Below are 15,940 nucleotides of genomic sequence, written 5' to 3' on the forward strand. Positions count from 1 at the left end.
GGAGAAGTTATTCTGCCCTTTTTTGTGTTACATGATTAGCTTTTATTCGTAGCTGAATTTCTGGATTGGTTCTTCTAATTAGCCATTGATCCACTTATACATTCTGGATCTGTTCAAAAGAAAAAAGATTATGGAACAAAATATGGAAAACTTCGATAAGTGTAATATTCATTTATTTTAACTCCAGGTTGAAATGAAGTTATCATTCTTTCATATCCTTTACTTAGAACCCCAATTTTATAGCGAAAAAATAGACTATCGTTTTGAAATTGAAGTCTTTTTATTTTTTGAGCTTTATCTAAATTGATATTATTAATTGACTTTTGATCATAGAATCGTTGCGATATGATAACTAAAGAATCTGTGTTATTTAAAACGTGATAGAAATTGTAATTCTCAATCACATCGGTTTTAATCAATTTCAAATTGCTTTGGTTCACATCAAAAGCCGAAAAAAATATTCCAATAATAATCACAAACGATGTTGTGTGTTTCTTGAGCATAAAACCTTTGCTAAATGATTTAAACTTCTCATTTCCCATAATGATACCTGCAAGCTGCGATAAATAATTGATCCTGAGAATATTTGTAAACCAGACGATGCTCTGCGGTAATACGTCTAGACCAGTAACCTTGCAGGTCGCCTTTCAACGCTTCGGGTTTTCCTATCCCTTCAAATGGTGTACGGCTGCAATTTTTGATGAGCTCGTTGATTCTCTTCAGAATCTTCTTATCCGTTTTCTGCCAATATAGGTAATCATTCCACGCTTGACTAGACCAGGTAAGTTTCATTTCTCAAGCAAATCATTCTCTATACCATTCCCGCTTTCTAGTTCACGTATCGATGATAGCAAAACATCTCTATTCTTTCCACTTAATAAATAAGCAGTCTCTTTCATAGAATTATACTCATCCAGCGAAATCAATACTAGATCCTTGCCACCTTTTCTTTTAATCACGAGGTCGCTAACATCAGTGATTACTTTATCAAACCAAAATTTGAGATTTGATCTAAATTCAGAATAATTGACTACATCCATACTGCAAATATAATACGTACTTATTTAAGTACTTGAAATTAAGCAATAGTCGCACCATTCACAACCGCATCATCAGGATTGACAAAAACCAATTTTCCATCAGGATCTTCGGCAAGTAGGATCATTCCTTGCGATTCTACACCCATCAATTTTCTAGGTGCAAGGTTGGCTAGTACGGTTACTTTTCTGCCTATGAGTTCATCGGCAGTGAAGTGTTTTGCGATGCCGCTCACGATGGTTCTTTTATCAATACCAGTATCGACCGTCATGACCATGAGTTTGTTGGATTTCGGTAGCTTTTCTGCGGTTAGGATTTCTGCTACACGCAGGTCCATTTTCATAAAATCGTCATAGTTGGTTTCTTCTTTTTGAGGCATAAGATTAGGTGTTGTGATTTGGTTGGCGGCTTTAGTAGCTTCTAGTTTTTGCAATTGAGCTTCAATCTGCTCGTCCTCAATTTTTGAGAACAGCAATTCGGCTTTATTGATTTTGTAGCCGTGGTGTAGTAATTCCTGTTTTTGAGCGATGTCGTTCCACTCGATTTTGACCAGATCTGCACGCAATCTGGCAGCAGGATTTGATGCTATGTTGAGCATGTCCTGTAACTTGCCTGCGGTGTGTGGCAAGAACGGCTCTGCCAGCACGGCAAGAGCTCCAGCGATTTGTAAACCTATAAACATGATGGTTTTCACGCGTTCTGGATCAGTTTTGATGAGCTTCCACGGTTCTTCATCGGCTAGGTATTTGTTTCCTAATCTTGCAAGATTCATGAACTCGTTTGCGCTTTCGCGAAAGCGGTATCTCTCCAAACTACTTTCTATACTCGCAGGAAATGCATTGACCGCATCTAGCGTCTCTTGATCTACCTGAGTGAACTCGCCTGGCTGTGGAACCACGCCGTCGTAATATTTGTGCGTCAATACCAGCGCGCGATTGATGAAATTCCCTAGAATGGCCACCAACTCATTATTATTGCGCGCCTGAAAGTCTTTCCAGGTAAAATTATTATCCTTGGTTTCTGGTGCGTTTGCGGTAAGCACGTACCTCAACACGTCCTGCTGACCTGGAAAATCCTGCAGGTATTCATGCAACCAAACAGCCCAGTTGCGCGAGGTAGAAATTTTATCGTCCTCAAGGTTCAAGAACTCGTTTGCAGGAACATTGTCCGGCAAGATGAAATCGCCGTGCGCCTTGAGCATCGCGGGAAAAATGATACAGTGAAAAACGATATTATCCTTACCTATAAAGTGCAACAGTTTGGTATCCTCATTTTTCCAATAATCTTCCCAGTTTTTGCCCTCACGAGAAGCCCATTCCTTAGTTGAGGAAATGTAACCAATAGGCGCATCAAACCAAACGTACAGCACCTTGCCGTCTGCGCCTTCTACAGGAACGGGAATACCCCAATCCAGATCGCGTGTCACGGCGCGTGGTTTTAAACCATCTGTGATCCAGCCTTTCACCTGGCCCAGTACGTTGGTTTTCCAGTCGTCGGCATGGCCTTCTACGATCCACTCGTTTAAAAAGTCGCTGTATTGATCCAGTGGTAAAAACCAGTGCTTGGTCTCGCGCAACTCTGGCACGTTGCCTGTAATGGCACTTTTAGGCTCAATCAAATCTGTTGCATTGTGGCTGGTGCCGCAACGCTCGCATTGATCGCCATAAGATTCTGGATTGCCGCATTTGGGACAGGTTCCAATCACAAAACGATCTGCGAGAAACTGGTCTGCCTCTTTATCATATAACTGCTCCGTAACTTGCTCTACAAATTTGCCGTCCTCATATAATTTAAGGAAAAACTGACTAGCGGTTTCATGATGAACCTGAGCACTGGTACGACTGTAATTGTCGAACGAGATGCCGAATTCCTCGAAGGAATCGCCTATGATTTTATGGTATCGATCTACGATTTCTTGTGGTGTAACGCCTTCCTTTTTGGCCTTGAGCGTGATAGGCACACCATGTTCATCGCTGCCGCAAATAAAGGCAACATCGCTGCCCTTTAATCTCTGGTAACGCGCATAAATATCTGCTGGAACATAGACGCCAGCGAGATGCCCTATGTGAACAGGACCATTAGTGTACGGCAGGGCCGCGGTAATCGTATATCGTTGTTGATTGCTCATGTGCTGCTTTGAAAGGCACAAATTTACAATTTAAGTCACAGCTTTAATGCTGGATGGTAGCAGTTGGTTTGTGGTGTTTACGCTACTTCGACTTCGCTCAGCATAAATTTCGCGAAAGCGTAATCACCCAAAAAGTTATCATGCGCTATTTTTTTTTCACGTTAAAGTTATGTCTACAAACTATGGACGAGATTCTACCAAAGCTACCGAAGTAAGCACGCCTCATCTTGATACGTTAAGTATATTTGCTATCCCGTAAAAATCGATCTACTATGAAAAAACTGTTGCTATTATTGTCATTAATCGCTGTTATATCCTGTAAAAACGAGGAGCCTGCTGTTGATGATAGTTATAACGCAGTGATGCTGGCACAGAAGATTGCCAGCGGCACGTCCTGGGAACAAGAATTTACCGAAGACGAAATACTAACGGAAACCAGGTTTGTACGTGAATACAACGGTACCCGCATGATTAAAACCATTTATCCTGACACATCCAACGAGCTTTTTGTCGTTTATCTAGACAGCATACCTCAAGAATTGTACTGGCATCAGACTGGTGAATGGACGACGCCGTATGGTACCGTAGGTCAACCTATAGCTGCTCTTGAGCAGGCAAATGGCGCTAGTATTGAATTTTATGGTCTAGGCTATGATGTGCCAGGTAAAGTCGAGATCAACAAGGGAAAACTGGCCAATCTTGATATCAAGTTCCAGGTGCGACCAACGTCAGATACGATTCCTAGTGAGTTTTACAGCTACAATAAGTTTGACAGCACCGTACCAGAGGCCGATGCGCTAGATTTATACTTGTCCAGAATCACCATACCAGTGAGTAAAGATGCCACGCTCACCGTTTCTGAAGAATAATTATAGCTCTTGCTGTTTTGCCTGGCGCTTATTCTTGAAATAAATCTTGTCTGCAATGTATATGGTTTTCTGCACCGTGCAGTAGATTTTGTTGCCGCTACCATCAGTTAAATGGACGATTTTTGTAATCTCTGTCTCATCTTGTGATTTAACTCGTGCGATAATATCATCTACCTCGTCCATGGTATACGTGAAACTGGCATACAAATCCTCTCGTGCAGGCCGCTTGAATTGAATCGCGGCTGCCTTGTCCCAAACAATATAATCATCACCCAACAGATTAACCAATTGTACCATCGGTATAGGATCCACGGCGGCAAACATACTGCCGCCAAAGATGGAGTTCATATAATTGCGGTTTTTCCACGAGATAGGCAGCTTGATCTTTATCTCTAATAAATCATCTGTCACGCTCGTGATGCGAGCCGTGCTGCGCCTATACATGGGTGATAGATTAAAGCCATACTTCAGGAGCGTGGACTTTGCCATGTACTTAGAACCAGTTTTGGCTAGGTTTTGATAAAAAGACATTAAAATGGATAGCTCTAGTAAGACACAAACTGGCTGGAGTATGAATTACCATTGGTTTCTATCTTATAAAGATACTGCCCAGTAGCTAATCTTTGTTTGAGCGAGGCCTTGACATCAAATTCATGCCTGCCTGGCATGTAAAATTCATTTGCTACTTGACCCACGAATTGACCCAGCATATTATAGATGGATATCTTTAATCTTGCGCCGCTTTCTTGCTCTATTCTCAAGATGTTTTGGCTGCCACGTGTCATCATCACGTGTTTAAAAGCAATATCATTGAATGATGGTGCGCTGGCCGTATTGCAATTGAATCCCAGGCTTACATTCTCATAGGCAGTGTTGTACATGGCTTGGTTAACGGCGGCTTGCGGTATGCACAACCAGTCTGTAAGTACCGTGCTATAAATATCCCTAAAGTCACGGTCATGAAACATATTACCGTTTTGATCTAGGTCAGTCAAGCTAGGATGATTACCTATAAAACCGTTGCCCTGTAATCCACCACCAAAAAGCATCATAGGCGCCGCCGTTCCATGATCCGTTCCCTGGCTACCATTTTGCTCTACGCGCCGGCCAAACTCTGATATGGTCATGCACAGGACTTCATCTTGATTACCGTAAGACTCAAGATCTTTATAAAAAGCATCAATGGCATTTGTCAAACGCGACATTTGTCGGGCGTGGCGATCTGTTTGATCTGCATGTGTATCAAGACCGTCAAGTGTCACCATATAGATTTTAGTGCCGAGATTACCTTTTAATAATCTAGCAACTATAGAGAACTGTTCTGCAATGCTGTTATTTTCATAATCTGCTTGCGTGTTGCTCGCTTCATAGGCATTGTTGATTACACCAGCATATTTAAAGGTAGTATTTGTTGTGCTGCGCAAATAAGCTAGCTGACTGCCATAGGTACAATCTGGTACATCATTTACATCGTGTTGCCAGCCATTTTGAGCCAGTGAATACAGTTGTTGTGGATCTGCTACAGAGAATGCATAATTTGCATCAAGCCCTTCAAATGCCAGATTGCCCAGACTACCTATTTGTATCGCTGGTGGTATGTCTGGCGGCTCCAGTAAAAAATTGGGCAGTTGCTGGTCATAATATCTACCCAGCCATCCAGTCTCTACTTCTTCGTCTGCGACGGTACTTGCCCAAATATCGCTTGCGCGGAAGTGTGACAAGCTAGCATCTTCATAACCAACGCCATGGACTACCTTCATTTTACCATCACCCCAAAGCGATTGCAACGGCTGCATGAAATCTGGTAACCCAAAATCATCATTAAGTCTATGCAAACTACTGCGACCCAGCGCGATATTGGGTCGTACAGCAGCATAGCTGTCATAATCAAATAGAGGAACGATCGTATTGAGGCCGTCATTACCACCTTTAAGTCTAATAAGAACTAGTGACCTACCGTTGTCGCTTTCATTAAGCGCTTTTGTGATGGGAGAAACCACAGCTGCAGAAACCTTGGAGGTTCCCAACGCGATGCTACCAGCACCTGCAATTCCTATAGCTTGTAAAAATGCCCTGCGATTCCACGCCTCATGCTCCTGATGGTGAGCTGTTGAGTTAGGGTCTTGATGTTTTTTGTTTTTATCTGTATTACACATGGCTAGCTTTATTTAAGTTGAAATTCTGGCATTCTAAATAAATGCCTTAACAGCAAGGTCATTTGATACGGCACAGAACTCCAATTGAGGTTCCACTGTCGTTCATCAAAATAATTTTGCGGGACATCACCCTTAAACGTGGTGGCGGCTAGTTCATAATCACTTTGTGTAAATAAGGTATCTGGTAAAAATCTATTGACCACATCACGTGTGATCTGCTCGACATCGTCGATAGAATCACTGTTCGCTAATGCGATATTGCGCAGCAATTCTTTATCTCGGTCCCAGGTCATCCACATAATATATTCTGCGGCGCTCCAGCGACCCGTGATGGTGCTGCTATTGATCCAGTCGCGATCTCCCTGCCAGCCAGCTACATCAATAGGATCAAAGTAAGTTTGTCCCAATATGGAGGCAAAGTAACCTACAACTTGTAGTTCTTGATCAATAAGCGGTGTCTGGATCTCGTTTATGAATGCCAGCGTGTAATCAAACGGACTTTTAATCATCGCTGCCATTGCGGCATCATCGAAAAAGTGCTCGCTTTTGAAAAGCTTTCTATATACTGGTTCAAGTTCCCAATCAGCTGATTTGAATACCGTTGCCAACTCATCGATGATAAATTCATCTGGCGAGGCTGGACTTACAAAATGATGGTAAATCTTAGTCACAATAAATTTTGCCACCTCATCAGCTCGCTCTTGAAAGATGAGATCAATTAAGGAATCATGATCAAAGTTTGCCGTGACCCCAAAAATGGTTTTTTCTCCAGAGTCAAATTTGCTCTCATCAAAAGTTATCGTACCACCTAATTCCCTCACGTTAGTATAGCCAGTCAACGCTCTAGAGGCCTCTACAATATCTTGCTGGGTATAGCCATTATCTTCTCCTAATGTAAAGAGTTCAAATAACTCTCGAGCATAATTTTCATTAGGGTTGTTCTTTCTATTGCGTCGCCCATCCAGAAAAACCAGCATGGCTGGGCTCTTACCTATTTCCTTGACAAAGTCTTTAAAATTACCAAATGTATTTTCCTGCAGTAATCTGTAATATTGAAACATCCAGCTAGGCGCATTGTAGTCCTCTACCCTAGTGACAAAATGATTGTGCCAGAAGGTGACCATTTTGCCTTTAAGCTCTGTACTAAGCAGGTCCTTGATCACTTGCAATCGCCATTCTGTGATTTTAGGAAAACGCTCTTCTTGATAGTCATTGTAATCATTGCGATCCCAGTAACCCCATTCTGGCGCTGGTGTATGGCTATAATTGATGGATCTACTTATCCAATTATCAATGTACATTTGAGGTTGAATATCAAGGGCATCAAGTTCTTGATTGACGGACATACCGTAACCTAGTCGCCTGGATATGTGCCGTACGCGCTGGATATTCCAGGGTTGAGAATCGCTAGGCACATAGACTTCTAAGGTACCAGTATTACAGGGATTAAGGGTCTCCATGTGTGCGGTGGTTAGAGTTATTGTGTGTTGAGAATAACCCTTAAATTACTTCTTTAGTATAAAAAACGTTAATTGGCAGATGTTAAATTTTGATAATCAATGAATTACCTACCGCATAAAAGTCCGCAGCCTGGATCGCACATTAGGATATTATGTACTGCTCGTGGGACTTCTATAGAAAAATTAGCGCCTGCAATACAATGGCTAGAAGAATCTGGTTATAGAGTGAGCCTAGGTGAAACCGTCGGTAAAAAGCATCATCAATTTGGCGGAACCAGACAGGAACGCCTCGATGATATGAATAATGCACTTAAGGATCCTGATGTTGATGCTATCTGGGTAGCTCGTGGTGGCTATGGCTCCATACAGATTGTTGATGACCTTAATCCTGAATTAGTAAAAACCAGTAATACATTGCTGTTGGGATATTCTGACGTTACCGTATTGCATGCCTTGTGGCAACAAGCAGGCTTACAAAGTATCCACACCTTCATGCCGCAAGAATGGAACGAGAAGCCACCGCAAGTATTGAATAGCTTTCTTAATACGATAAAAGGTAAAGAGCAAACTTATAAATTGCCAAACGCGGATCAACATGCGCCAGCGATCATTAAAGCACCGGTGATAGGTGGCAATCTATCAGTCTTATGTAGCATGATTGGATCATCGACGTATCCAAGCCATGAAGATCATATCCTTTTCATGGAAGACCTTGACGAATTATTGTACCACATTGATCGACTAATGACCATGCTCGAGCGCGCAGGTAAACTCAAAAACCTGAAAGTATTACTGGTAGGCGGCATGACAGATATGAGAGATCACGAGATTCCATTTGGCAAAAATGCAAGGCAAATTATTGAAGAACATACTGCTGGTGTTGACTTTCCAGTAATCTTTGATTTTCCTGCAGGTCATATAGTAGATAATTATAGTTTTACTCTAGGTAAAATGATGCAAATTGAGATAGGCACTGATTTGATAACCATCACACAATAATCATGGCAGATCATAACAAACTGGGCAATGAAGGTGAAGAACTGGCATACCTGCATCTTCTCAAGACAGGCTACGAGATATTGACCCGCAATTATGTATTCCAGAAAGGTGAGATTGATATCATCGCTAGAAAAGAAAATACCATCATTATTGTAGAAGTAAAAACACGATCGACTCCAGACTTTGGCGATCCACAAGACTTTTTAAAGCCAGGACAGATTAAACGCTTGGTTGCTACCGCACATCATTTTGTAGAAGAGCTGGAAGAAAATGACCTAGACGTGAGGTTTGATATCGTTGCCATCATAAAGAATAAGGCTGGCACGAGAATCGAGCATCTCGAAGATGCTTTCTATCATTTCTAAAAAATGAAAAACGCCTCATTAAGAGGCGTTTTATAAGTTTCAAAATAAAAGAACTTAGTTTTTAGTCTTCCTTTTTTGTTTGTCCTTGAGCTCTTCAATAGTTTCATCGACTTGCTCCATGGCTTCTATCATCTTAGTCTCTTGAGACACTTCTTTGACTAGATAGACATAAACTGGAAAGTGGTCACTGTAGCCACCAGTAAACGTGCTGCCTAGAAAGCTGCGATACGGATAACCCTTGTAGGACCCAGTTTTATTGGTCATAAAACTAGGATTAAATATGTGGGCTTGATAGTATTTATAACCATCAACGCCTGATTCATTGAGTAATGGATAGGTCATCATGATCTGGTCAAAAGTATTTCCTGCATCACGGTAAAATAGTGTACTATAACCTTGCTTATACATTTGCTCATAAGGATTATAAACCATTTGAGCTTTGACGTCTTCACGATCTTTTTTGGCACCTATATAAACCTTGACACTCTCGTTTGTAGGATCATCGTTAAGGTCACCCATGACCATGATTTTTGACATGGCATCAACACTATGCAAACTATCTATAATCGTTTTATTGAGCGCTGCTGCAGCATTACGCCTGCTACGGCTGCGTTGCTCGCCACCACTGCGCGATGGCCAGTGATTCACAATAAAGCTGATCTTATCGCCATTGAGTAATCCAGTGACAACTATCGGGCTGCGAGTATAGATACGGTCACCATCAGATGGATCATAAATAAGTAGCTCTTTAGATGCGCTATTCAATACCTTGAACTCGCTTTTTCTATACAGTAAACCGGTATCAATACCACGCTTGTCAGGTGAGTTGTAATGCTCGATCCCGTAATCATAGTCTATAAGCAATGGATGGTTTACAAGATCCTCAAGCACCTTGCGGTTCTCTATCTCGCATACACCGACGATAGCTGGTGCACTTTGTGATACATCAGCACCTATTTTGCGTATCACGCGTGCCATATTAGATAATTTCTTCTGGTAAACTTCTTCTCGTATCCCAGCGTCCATCTCCATAATTGGGCTTGCCTCATCGTTTATGGTCGTATCATCTTCGGTGTCAAAGAGGTTTTCTAAATTGTAGAAAGCAACGGTTTGCACTTTGTATTGTTTCGCTTGTTGAGATGATTGTGCTGTTACCGCTTTCGCGAAAGCTAAACAAAACAACATACTGGTAATCACACTTTTATACATAGGTATAAGGTTCTAAGTTTAAGTTATTGTAAAATATCATACAAACGACGCGCCAAAAATACGTTACTGAATATTAATACGTAGTTTTGCCCGCCCATAGATAACGTTATAATAATATTAACATCGCATGAACCAATTCTATTCTAGACTTTTAATCGCCGTTATGTTGCTATTTACCTCGCTAGGTACGGCACAAGAGCTATTAAAAGGTCGCGTCATTGACGAGACGACCGAAGAGCCTATTCCAGGCGTTGTTGTTACCATCAAAGACAGTCAGCTTAAAGTAACAACCGATGCACAAGGTTATTTTGTTTTTACAAGAGATCTACAACTAGGCGATCAAATCCTTGTTATTGAGGCAAATGAATACATTACACGCTCCATACCAGTCGTTTTGGTGGAAGGTGAGACGGTAAATCTAGATCCTCTTTATCTACAGGTAGACACCATACAACAGGAACAATCAGTTGGTATCATCTCGTTGACTGAAAATGATTTGTCTGAAGAAGATAATGCCTCTAATAATATCTCTGGACTCTTACAAGCGACTAGAGACCAGTTCTTAAGAGCTGCGGCTTTTGATTTTAGCGCGACTTTCTTCAGACCTCGCGGTTTGAATAGTGAAGATGGAAAAATCTTGATCAACGGTATTGAGATGAACAAGCAATTTTCTGGCCGCCCACAGTGGTCAAATTGGGGCGGAATCAATGACCTACAGCGCAACCAGACGTTTACCATGGGATTGACGCCAGCAGATAACTCCTTTGGTGGGTACGGTGGTGTACAAAGTATTGACATGCGTGCAACACAACAGCGTCAAGGAACAAATATTTCCTACGCATCTGCTAACCGTAGTTATCAGGCGCGCTATATGGCTACTTATAAATCAGGATTATTAAGTAGTGGCTGGGCTTATGCCATCGCTGCTTCAAGAAGATCGGGTGATGAAGGATTTGTAGAAGGAACTTTATATGATGCCAATTCTCTAAGTCTTAACGTAGAGAAAAAGATTAATGAGGACCACTTTATCAACTTTACAGGTGTCTATGCTGCTAATAGACGCGGTCGCCGTACGGCAATCACTGATGAAATTAGAGACCTTAAAGGTATTGACTACAACCCATTTTGGGGTCTTCAAGAAGGTGCTGAGCGTAACTCGAGAATACGTGAAATTGATGAGCCGTTCTTTATCTTGAGCCACAATTGGAATGTAAACCCTAAGATCAAATGGAATACTAATGTTTCTTACCAATTTGGTAAAATAGGTAACACTCGTATCGATAATGGTGGTACAAGACTTGTGAATGTTGATGGTCAAAACACCTTCTTAGGTGGTGCTCGCAACCCTAACCCAGATTATTACCAGAACTTGCCTAGTTTCTTCTTGAGAAACGGACAGGATTTGACAGACTTAGGTCGTGCTTACCGCGCTGAGCAGGACTTTATTCAAGATGGTCAACTTAACTGGAATGATATCTATGAAGCAAACCGCATCTTGAGAGAAAGCGGTGGCAATTCCATCTACATCATCCAGGAAGATCGTATTGATGACAATCAGTTTCAAGCAAGCAGCATCATTACTGCAGACCTTGCAGATAATATCCTATTTAATGGTGGCGTTTCCTACCGCAAGCTAGAAAGTGAGAACTATGCACTGGCACAGGACTTATTGGGCGGTACTGGTTATCTAGATGTTGATTTCTTTGCTGAGGAAACAACACAAATCACCCAAGATCAAGCAGCACAGTCAGACATTAGAAATCCTAATCGTATAGTTACAGAAGGTGATCGCTACAAATACAACTATGTGATTGATGCTAATGTTGCGAGCGCGTTTGCACAAGCACAATTCAAGACCAATAAAGTAGATTTTTATGTAGCGGGTAATGTTTCTCAAACTGACTATCAACGTGAAGGTTTATATGAGAACGGTAACTTCCCTGGTGAGCAATCATTTGGAAAAAGTGAGAAGGTCGACTTTACCAACTTTGGTGTAAAAGGTGGTGCTACTTATAAAATTAACGGCCTTAATTTCCTAGACCTCAATGCTGCCTACCTAACTAGAGCGCCATACATTAGAAACACTTTTGTTAACGCACGTCAAAATAATTTGATTGTTGATGATATTGAATCAGAGCGTAGCTACAGTCTTGACGCAAGTTATATTTATCGATCACCTATCGTGAAGGCCAGACTTACAGGTTATGCCATTCAATTTAAGGACGGTAACGATTTAGGCTTCTATTTTACGGAAGATCTTACAGGTTTGCCTGCTGACGACGGCGCGGCTTTTGTTCAAGAAGTAATGACCGATGTTGATAGAAGAAATATGGGAGTTGAATTAGGTGTTGAAGTACAAGTAACCCCAACTATCAAATTGAAAGGTGCTGCAGCGGTAGGTCAGAATGTTTACACAAACAATCCTAATCTATACTTGACTAGTGATGATTTCCCAGGTCAATTGACATTTGGCGATGGTAAGGCACAACTTAAGAACCTACACGTTGCCGGAGGACCTGAGACCGCGATGCAATTAGGTTTTGAGTATCGTGATCCTGATTACTGGAACATTGGTGTAACTGCAAACTATTTTGCTAACGGCTACTCAGATATTAGTAACTTAAGACGTACCGCAAACTTTTCTCAAGACAGTGATGGTATTGAATTTGCAGGGTTTGATGAGGACATTGCAAGAGAGTTGTTGAGACAAGAACAATTTGACGACTATATGCTTGTCAATGTAATTGGTGGTAAATCATGGAGGATTGACAATAAGTTTGTAGGTTTCTTTGCCACCATCAACAATGTATTTGATCAAGAGTATAAAACGGGTGGTTTTGAACAATCTCGTAATTCTAACTTTAGATCAGTACAAGAAGACCAGAATAACCCAACAGAAGTGTTTGCACCAAGATATTTCTTCGGTAACGGCACAACCTATTACCTAAATGTGTATCTAAGATTTTAAAAGCAATGATCAATTTAAATAACAATAGAATGAAAAATTTCAGCAAACTGTTTGCACTGCTAGCAATAGTTTCATTGACCTTTTCTTGTGTAGAGGATGATGACTTTGGTGTGCCAGACACAGCTCCTGTAGCCGTTGAGCTTGATGGACCAGTAGTAACTATACAAGCTTTGAAAAGTGCTCATGAGCAATTAGTGCTTGATAGAGCAGACGATGCAGGTCTTGATCCTGATAGTCGTTTTGACGTTGAGGCAATACAGGCGATACGTGAGAATACAGTACTTGAATTTGGTGATACTGACCAGTATGTAGAAGGTTATGTGATCTCAAGCGATGAAGGTGGTAACTTTTTTGAAGAATTATACGTGCAAAACAGACCGGACATGGCTACAGCTGGTATGATCGTATCGATAGATGTGAATCCATTGTTTACTAAGTATGATCTAGGTCGTCAAATCTTTGTTGATCTTGAGAACTTAGCATTTGGTTTAGAGAATGGTGTTTATACCCTAGGTGTAAAAGAAGGCGATCAAGTAGAAAAGATTCCAGCATCAGAGCAAGACAATACTATCATTAGAAGTCCTAATGTTGGGCGTCTAATTCCTACGGTTGTTAGTTTAGGTGACTTTGACGAGAGTCTAGTAGGTACTTTGGTCCAAGTTCAAGACGTGCAATTCAGCCGTCCAGATGTTGTGCGCGATCAAGGCCCTAAGACCTACGCAGGTGAAGACACTGACGAGTTTGACGGTGAGCGTCAATTGATAAGCTGTGCCAACGGTGCATCTGCTGTTTTTAGCACCAGTACCTTTGCAGACTTTAAATCACTGGACCTTCCAACAGGTCGTGGTGATGTAACTGCTGTATTGACAAAGAACTTCTTTGGTGACACGTTTAATTTATCCATCAACTCTCCAGAAGATGTTGATCTGAGCAATCAAGATCGTTGTGATCCAGACTTCTTAGTATGTAACAACTCAGATGCTGGTACAGGTGATCAAACTATTTTTGAGCAAAATTTTGAAACCATATTTGCTGAAGCTCAGCTTGATGATCAAGGATGGACTAACGTAAATGTTTCAGGTGGTGATGAGCGTTATGAAGATGGTAACTTTAGCGGTAATCGTTACATTCAAGTAAACGCATTTGGTCAAGACGATGATCCAATGATCGCATGGTTAGTTACTCCAGAAATTGATCTAGATGATACAAGCGATGAAGCATTTAGCTTCTCAATTCAAGCAAACTTTGACCAAGGTGGTTTACTCGAGGTATTCATTACTAATGAATATACTGGTGATCCAACAACAACAAACTGGTCACAACTTGAGGCTAACATTCCTGAAGGTCCAACCGGCGGATTTGCTTCTGGATTTACAGATGTAGATGCAATTGATATTTCTTGTGTAGAAGGTGAAGAAGTAAATATCGCATTTAAATACACAGCTTCAGATCCAGCTGGAACAACTACTAGATATCACATTGACAACCTACTGGTAACCGGTAATGATGACGACTAGATTGTAGTCGATTATGCTTTCGCGAAAGCGAACATATCAAAAACCACCACTTACACAAGTGGTGGTTTTTTATTTCAGCCGCTTTTCTTCTAATTCAAGCTGCGCACGAATAGAATCTAAAGTATGACACAGATGTAGATAGGCAGAAAAATAAGCAGCTCACATGGTTGCTTATTTCTTTATTTAAATGAAATAAACAAATTGATTTAAAAGAACTAGTTCTAAAACTTCAATTCCTGCGCAGTATAACGTAAACGGGAAAATGATCACTATAACCACCTGTATAGCGCCTACCTACAAATGTGCGTGCTGGCTGGCCACGATACTTTCCTTTCCATTGGCGCAACATGATGTCGTCAAAAATATCTGCTTGATGAACGTACAAGGATCCAGGTACATCATTATCTAAATTCTCACTCATCAGTATCTGGTCAAACAAATTCCACTGGAACTTGTGATTAAGCGATCCTCGATGACCTTTCTTGAGAGAGGCCGTGATGTTGGTAAATCCATGAGGTACTAGATGTTGAGCGATGCTATTGTTATTAGGATCGTCGTTAAAATCACCCATGATCAAGATATTCGTACCACTATCAATCGTTGTACGGCCTCCTTCTGGATCTAGCCTATTAACATGCTCCATTAATTGTTGAGCGACACTTATACGTTTATGCTCAGTATCAGCGGCGCCGTCACGTCTGGATGGCCAATGATTGACATATAGTTGCAACGGCATGCCTGCTAGTATTCCCTTTACATATAAGATGTCTCGAGTAGTGTCAGTACCACCGCGATCATCCTGCAAATGGATATGTATAGGTTGCGATTCTTCAACGGTAAATAAATCCTTGCGATAGAGTAATGCGACATCGATACCACGTTCATCTGGGCTGTTGTAGTGAACAAAGTTATAATTAAAAGCAGCAAGCTTGGGTTGTGAGATTAGGTCATTGAGAACTTTCTTATTCTCAACCTCAGCAACACCTATTATTGCAGGTGGTTTGCCAGTGAGATCTGTCGCTATTTTGCTGATAGCATCACTCAGGTTTTTGAGCTTCTTCTCATACCTGTTTTGATTCCATTCCTTGCGTCCTAGCTCAGTGAAATCATCATCGAGAATATGCTTATCGTTGGTATAGTCAAAAAGATTTTCGAGATTGTAAAAAGCAACGGTGTATTGCTCAAATGCTTGAGAAGGAATAGACACTAAATAGAATTTGATACAAACCTA

Annotated in this window: 14 protein-coding genes; 5 read left to right on the forward strand and 9 right to left on the reverse strand. The window is 41.2% G+C overall.

Annotation, left to right across the window (positions count from 1 at the left end):
- Positions 1-128 precede the first annotated feature (128 nt).
- The 4 genes from EJ995_RS13195 to metG are packed head-to-tail and all read right to left on the reverse strand — an operon-like array spanning position 129 to position 3,166.
- The gene (locus EJ995_RS13195) at positions 129-542 is read right to left on the reverse strand and encodes a hypothetical protein (protein WP_206482258.1); all 414 of its coding nucleotides are present in this window, start codon (positions 540-542) and stop codon (positions 129-131) included.
- Positions 532-792: a Txe/YoeB family addiction module toxin gene (locus EJ995_RS01800; protein ID WP_126445028.1), complete on the reverse strand. Its 261-nt coding sequence runs from the start codon at positions 790-792 to the stop codon at positions 532-534. The genes EJ995_RS13195 and EJ995_RS01800 overlap by 11 nt, the downstream gene beginning before the upstream one ends.
- Entirely contained in the window at positions 789-1,040 is a 252-nt protein-coding gene (locus EJ995_RS01805; RefSeq protein WP_126445030.1) for a type II toxin-antitoxin system Phd/YefM family antitoxin, read from the reverse strand. Before EJ995_RS01805 ends, EJ995_RS01800 begins: the two co-directional genes overlap by 4 nt.
- Positions 1,041-1,078: 38 nt before the next feature.
- Positions 1,079-3,166, reverse strand: coding sequence for a methionine--tRNA ligase (gene metG / locus EJ995_RS01810; protein ID WP_126445032.1), 2,088 nt, complete (start codon positions 3,164-3,166; stop codon positions 1,079-1,081).
- Positions 3,167-3,438: 272 nt separating this feature from the next.
- Here metG and EJ995_RS01815 point away from each other — a divergent pair, with 272 nt between their 5' ends.
- A complete protein-coding gene (locus EJ995_RS01815) occupies positions 3,439-4,035 on the forward strand; it encodes a hypothetical protein (protein ID WP_126445034.1) in 597 nt (198 codons plus the stop codon).
- Here EJ995_RS01815 and EJ995_RS01820 read toward each other — a convergent pair whose 3' ends face one another.
- Genes EJ995_RS01820 through EJ995_RS01830 form a run of 3 tightly spaced genes read right to left on the reverse strand, consistent with a single transcriptional unit; the run spans position 4,036 to position 7,651 of the window.
- A complete protein-coding gene (locus tag EJ995_RS01820; RefSeq protein WP_126445036.1) occupies positions 4,036-4,566 on the reverse strand; it encodes a PaaI family thioesterase in 531 nt (176 codons plus the stop codon).
- Positions 4,567-4,580: 14 nt separating this feature from the next.
- Entirely contained in the window at positions 4,581-6,191 is a 1,611-nt protein-coding gene (locus EJ995_RS01825; protein WP_126445038.1) for a DUF1501 domain-containing protein, read from the reverse strand.
- An 8-nt stretch (positions 6,192-6,199) separates the two neighbouring features.
- Complete coding sequence (locus tag EJ995_RS01830) at positions 6,200-7,651, reverse strand: DUF1800 domain-containing protein (protein ID WP_126445040.1); 1,452 nt, start codon at positions 7,649-7,651, stop codon at positions 6,200-6,202.
- Positions 7,652-7,750: 99 nt separating this feature from the next.
- On the opposite strand from EJ995_RS01830, the gene EJ995_RS01835 reads away from it, so the two are divergent.
- Both EJ995_RS01835 and EJ995_RS01840 read left to right on the forward strand, forming a co-directional pair.
- Positions 7,751-8,650, forward strand: a complete 900-nt coding sequence (locus EJ995_RS01835) for a S66 peptidase family protein (RefSeq protein WP_126445042.1) — start codon at positions 7,751-7,753, stop codon at positions 8,648-8,650.
- Positions 8,651-8,652: 2 nt separating this feature from the next.
- Positions 8,653-9,015, forward strand: coding sequence for a YraN family protein (locus EJ995_RS01840; protein ID WP_126445044.1), 363 nt, complete (start codon positions 8,653-8,655; stop codon positions 9,013-9,015).
- 54 nt (positions 9,016-9,069) lie between these two features.
- Here EJ995_RS01840 and EJ995_RS01845 read toward each other — a convergent pair whose 3' ends face one another.
- On the reverse strand, positions 9,070-10,224 hold the full coding sequence (locus tag EJ995_RS01845; protein ID WP_241234671.1) for an endonuclease/exonuclease/phosphatase family protein: 1,155 nt from the start codon (positions 10,222-10,224) through the stop codon (positions 9,070-9,072).
- 127 nt (positions 10,225-10,351) lie between these two features.
- On the opposite strand from EJ995_RS01845, the gene EJ995_RS01850 reads away from it, so the two are divergent.
- Positions 10,352-13,192 carry a carboxypeptidase-like regulatory domain-containing protein gene (locus EJ995_RS01850; RefSeq protein WP_126445046.1) on the forward strand — a complete coding sequence of 947 codons (2,841 nt, stop codon included), beginning with the start codon at positions 10,352-10,354 and terminating at the stop codon, positions 13,190-13,192.
- Positions 13,193-13,221: 29 nt separating this feature from the next.
- A complete protein-coding gene (locus EJ995_RS01855) occupies positions 13,222-14,709 on the forward strand; it encodes a DUF5689 domain-containing protein (RefSeq protein ID WP_126445047.1) in 1,488 nt (495 codons plus the stop codon).
- Positions 14,710-14,938: 229 nt separating this feature from the next.
- On the opposite strand, the gene EJ995_RS01860 is transcribed toward EJ995_RS01855, so the two are convergent.
- A complete protein-coding gene (locus tag EJ995_RS01860) occupies positions 14,939-15,916 on the reverse strand; it encodes an endonuclease/exonuclease/phosphatase family protein (protein WP_126445049.1) in 978 nt (325 codons plus the stop codon).
- Positions 15,917-15,940: the final 24 nt, after the last annotated feature.

The organism is Nonlabens ponticola, assembly GCF_003966335.1.
Taxonomy (GTDB): Bacteria; Bacteroidota; Bacteroidia; order Flavobacteriales; family Flavobacteriaceae; genus Nonlabens; species Nonlabens ponticola.

Bases quoted from the DNA above. Each gene is read 5' to 3' on its own strand.
- EJ995_RS01800 (WP_126445028.1), bottom strand. From the start codon at position 792: ATGAAACTTACCTGGTCTAGTCAAGCGTGGAATGATTACCTATATTGG.
- EJ995_RS01850 (WP_126445046.1), top strand. From the start codon at position 10,352: ATGAACCAATTCTATTCTAGACTTTTAATCGCCGTTATGTTGCTATTT.
- EJ995_RS01815 (WP_126445034.1), top strand. From the start codon at position 3,439: ATGAAAAAACTGTTGCTATTATTGTCATTAATCGCTGTTATATCCTGT.
- EJ995_RS01845 (WP_241234671.1), bottom strand. From the start codon at position 10,224: ATGTATAAAAGTGTGATTACCAGTATGTTGTTTTGTTTAGCTTTCGCG.
- EJ995_RS13195 (WP_206482258.1), bottom strand. From the start codon at position 542: ATGGGAAATGAGAAGTTTAAATCATTTAGCAAAGGTTTTATGCTCAAG.
- EJ995_RS01830 (WP_126445040.1), bottom strand. From the start codon at position 7,651: ATGGAGACCCTTAATCCCTGTAATACTGGTACCTTAGAAGTCTATGTG.
- EJ995_RS01840 (WP_126445044.1), top strand. From the start codon at position 8,653: ATGGCAGATCATAACAAACTGGGCAATGAAGGTGAAGAACTGGCATAC.
- EJ995_RS01825 (WP_126445038.1), bottom strand. From the start codon at position 6,191: ATGTGTAATACAGATAAAAACAAAAAACATCAAGACCCTAACTCAACA.
- EJ995_RS01805 (WP_126445030.1), bottom strand. From the start codon at position 1,040: ATGGATGTAGTCAATTATTCTGAATTTAGATCAAATCTCAAATTTTGG.
- EJ995_RS01835 (WP_126445042.1), top strand. From the start codon at position 7,751: ATGAATTACCTACCGCATAAAAGTCCGCAGCCTGGATCGCACATTAGG.
- metG (WP_126445032.1), bottom strand. From the start codon at position 3,166: ATGAGCAATCAACAACGATATACGATTACCGCGGCCCTGCCGTACACT.
- EJ995_RS01855 (WP_126445047.1), top strand. From the start codon at position 13,222: ATGAAAAATTTCAGCAAACTGTTTGCACTGCTAGCAATAGTTTCATTG.
- EJ995_RS01820 (WP_126445036.1), bottom strand. From the start codon at position 4,566: ATGTCTTTTTATCAAAACCTAGCCAAAACTGGTTCTAAGTACATGGCA.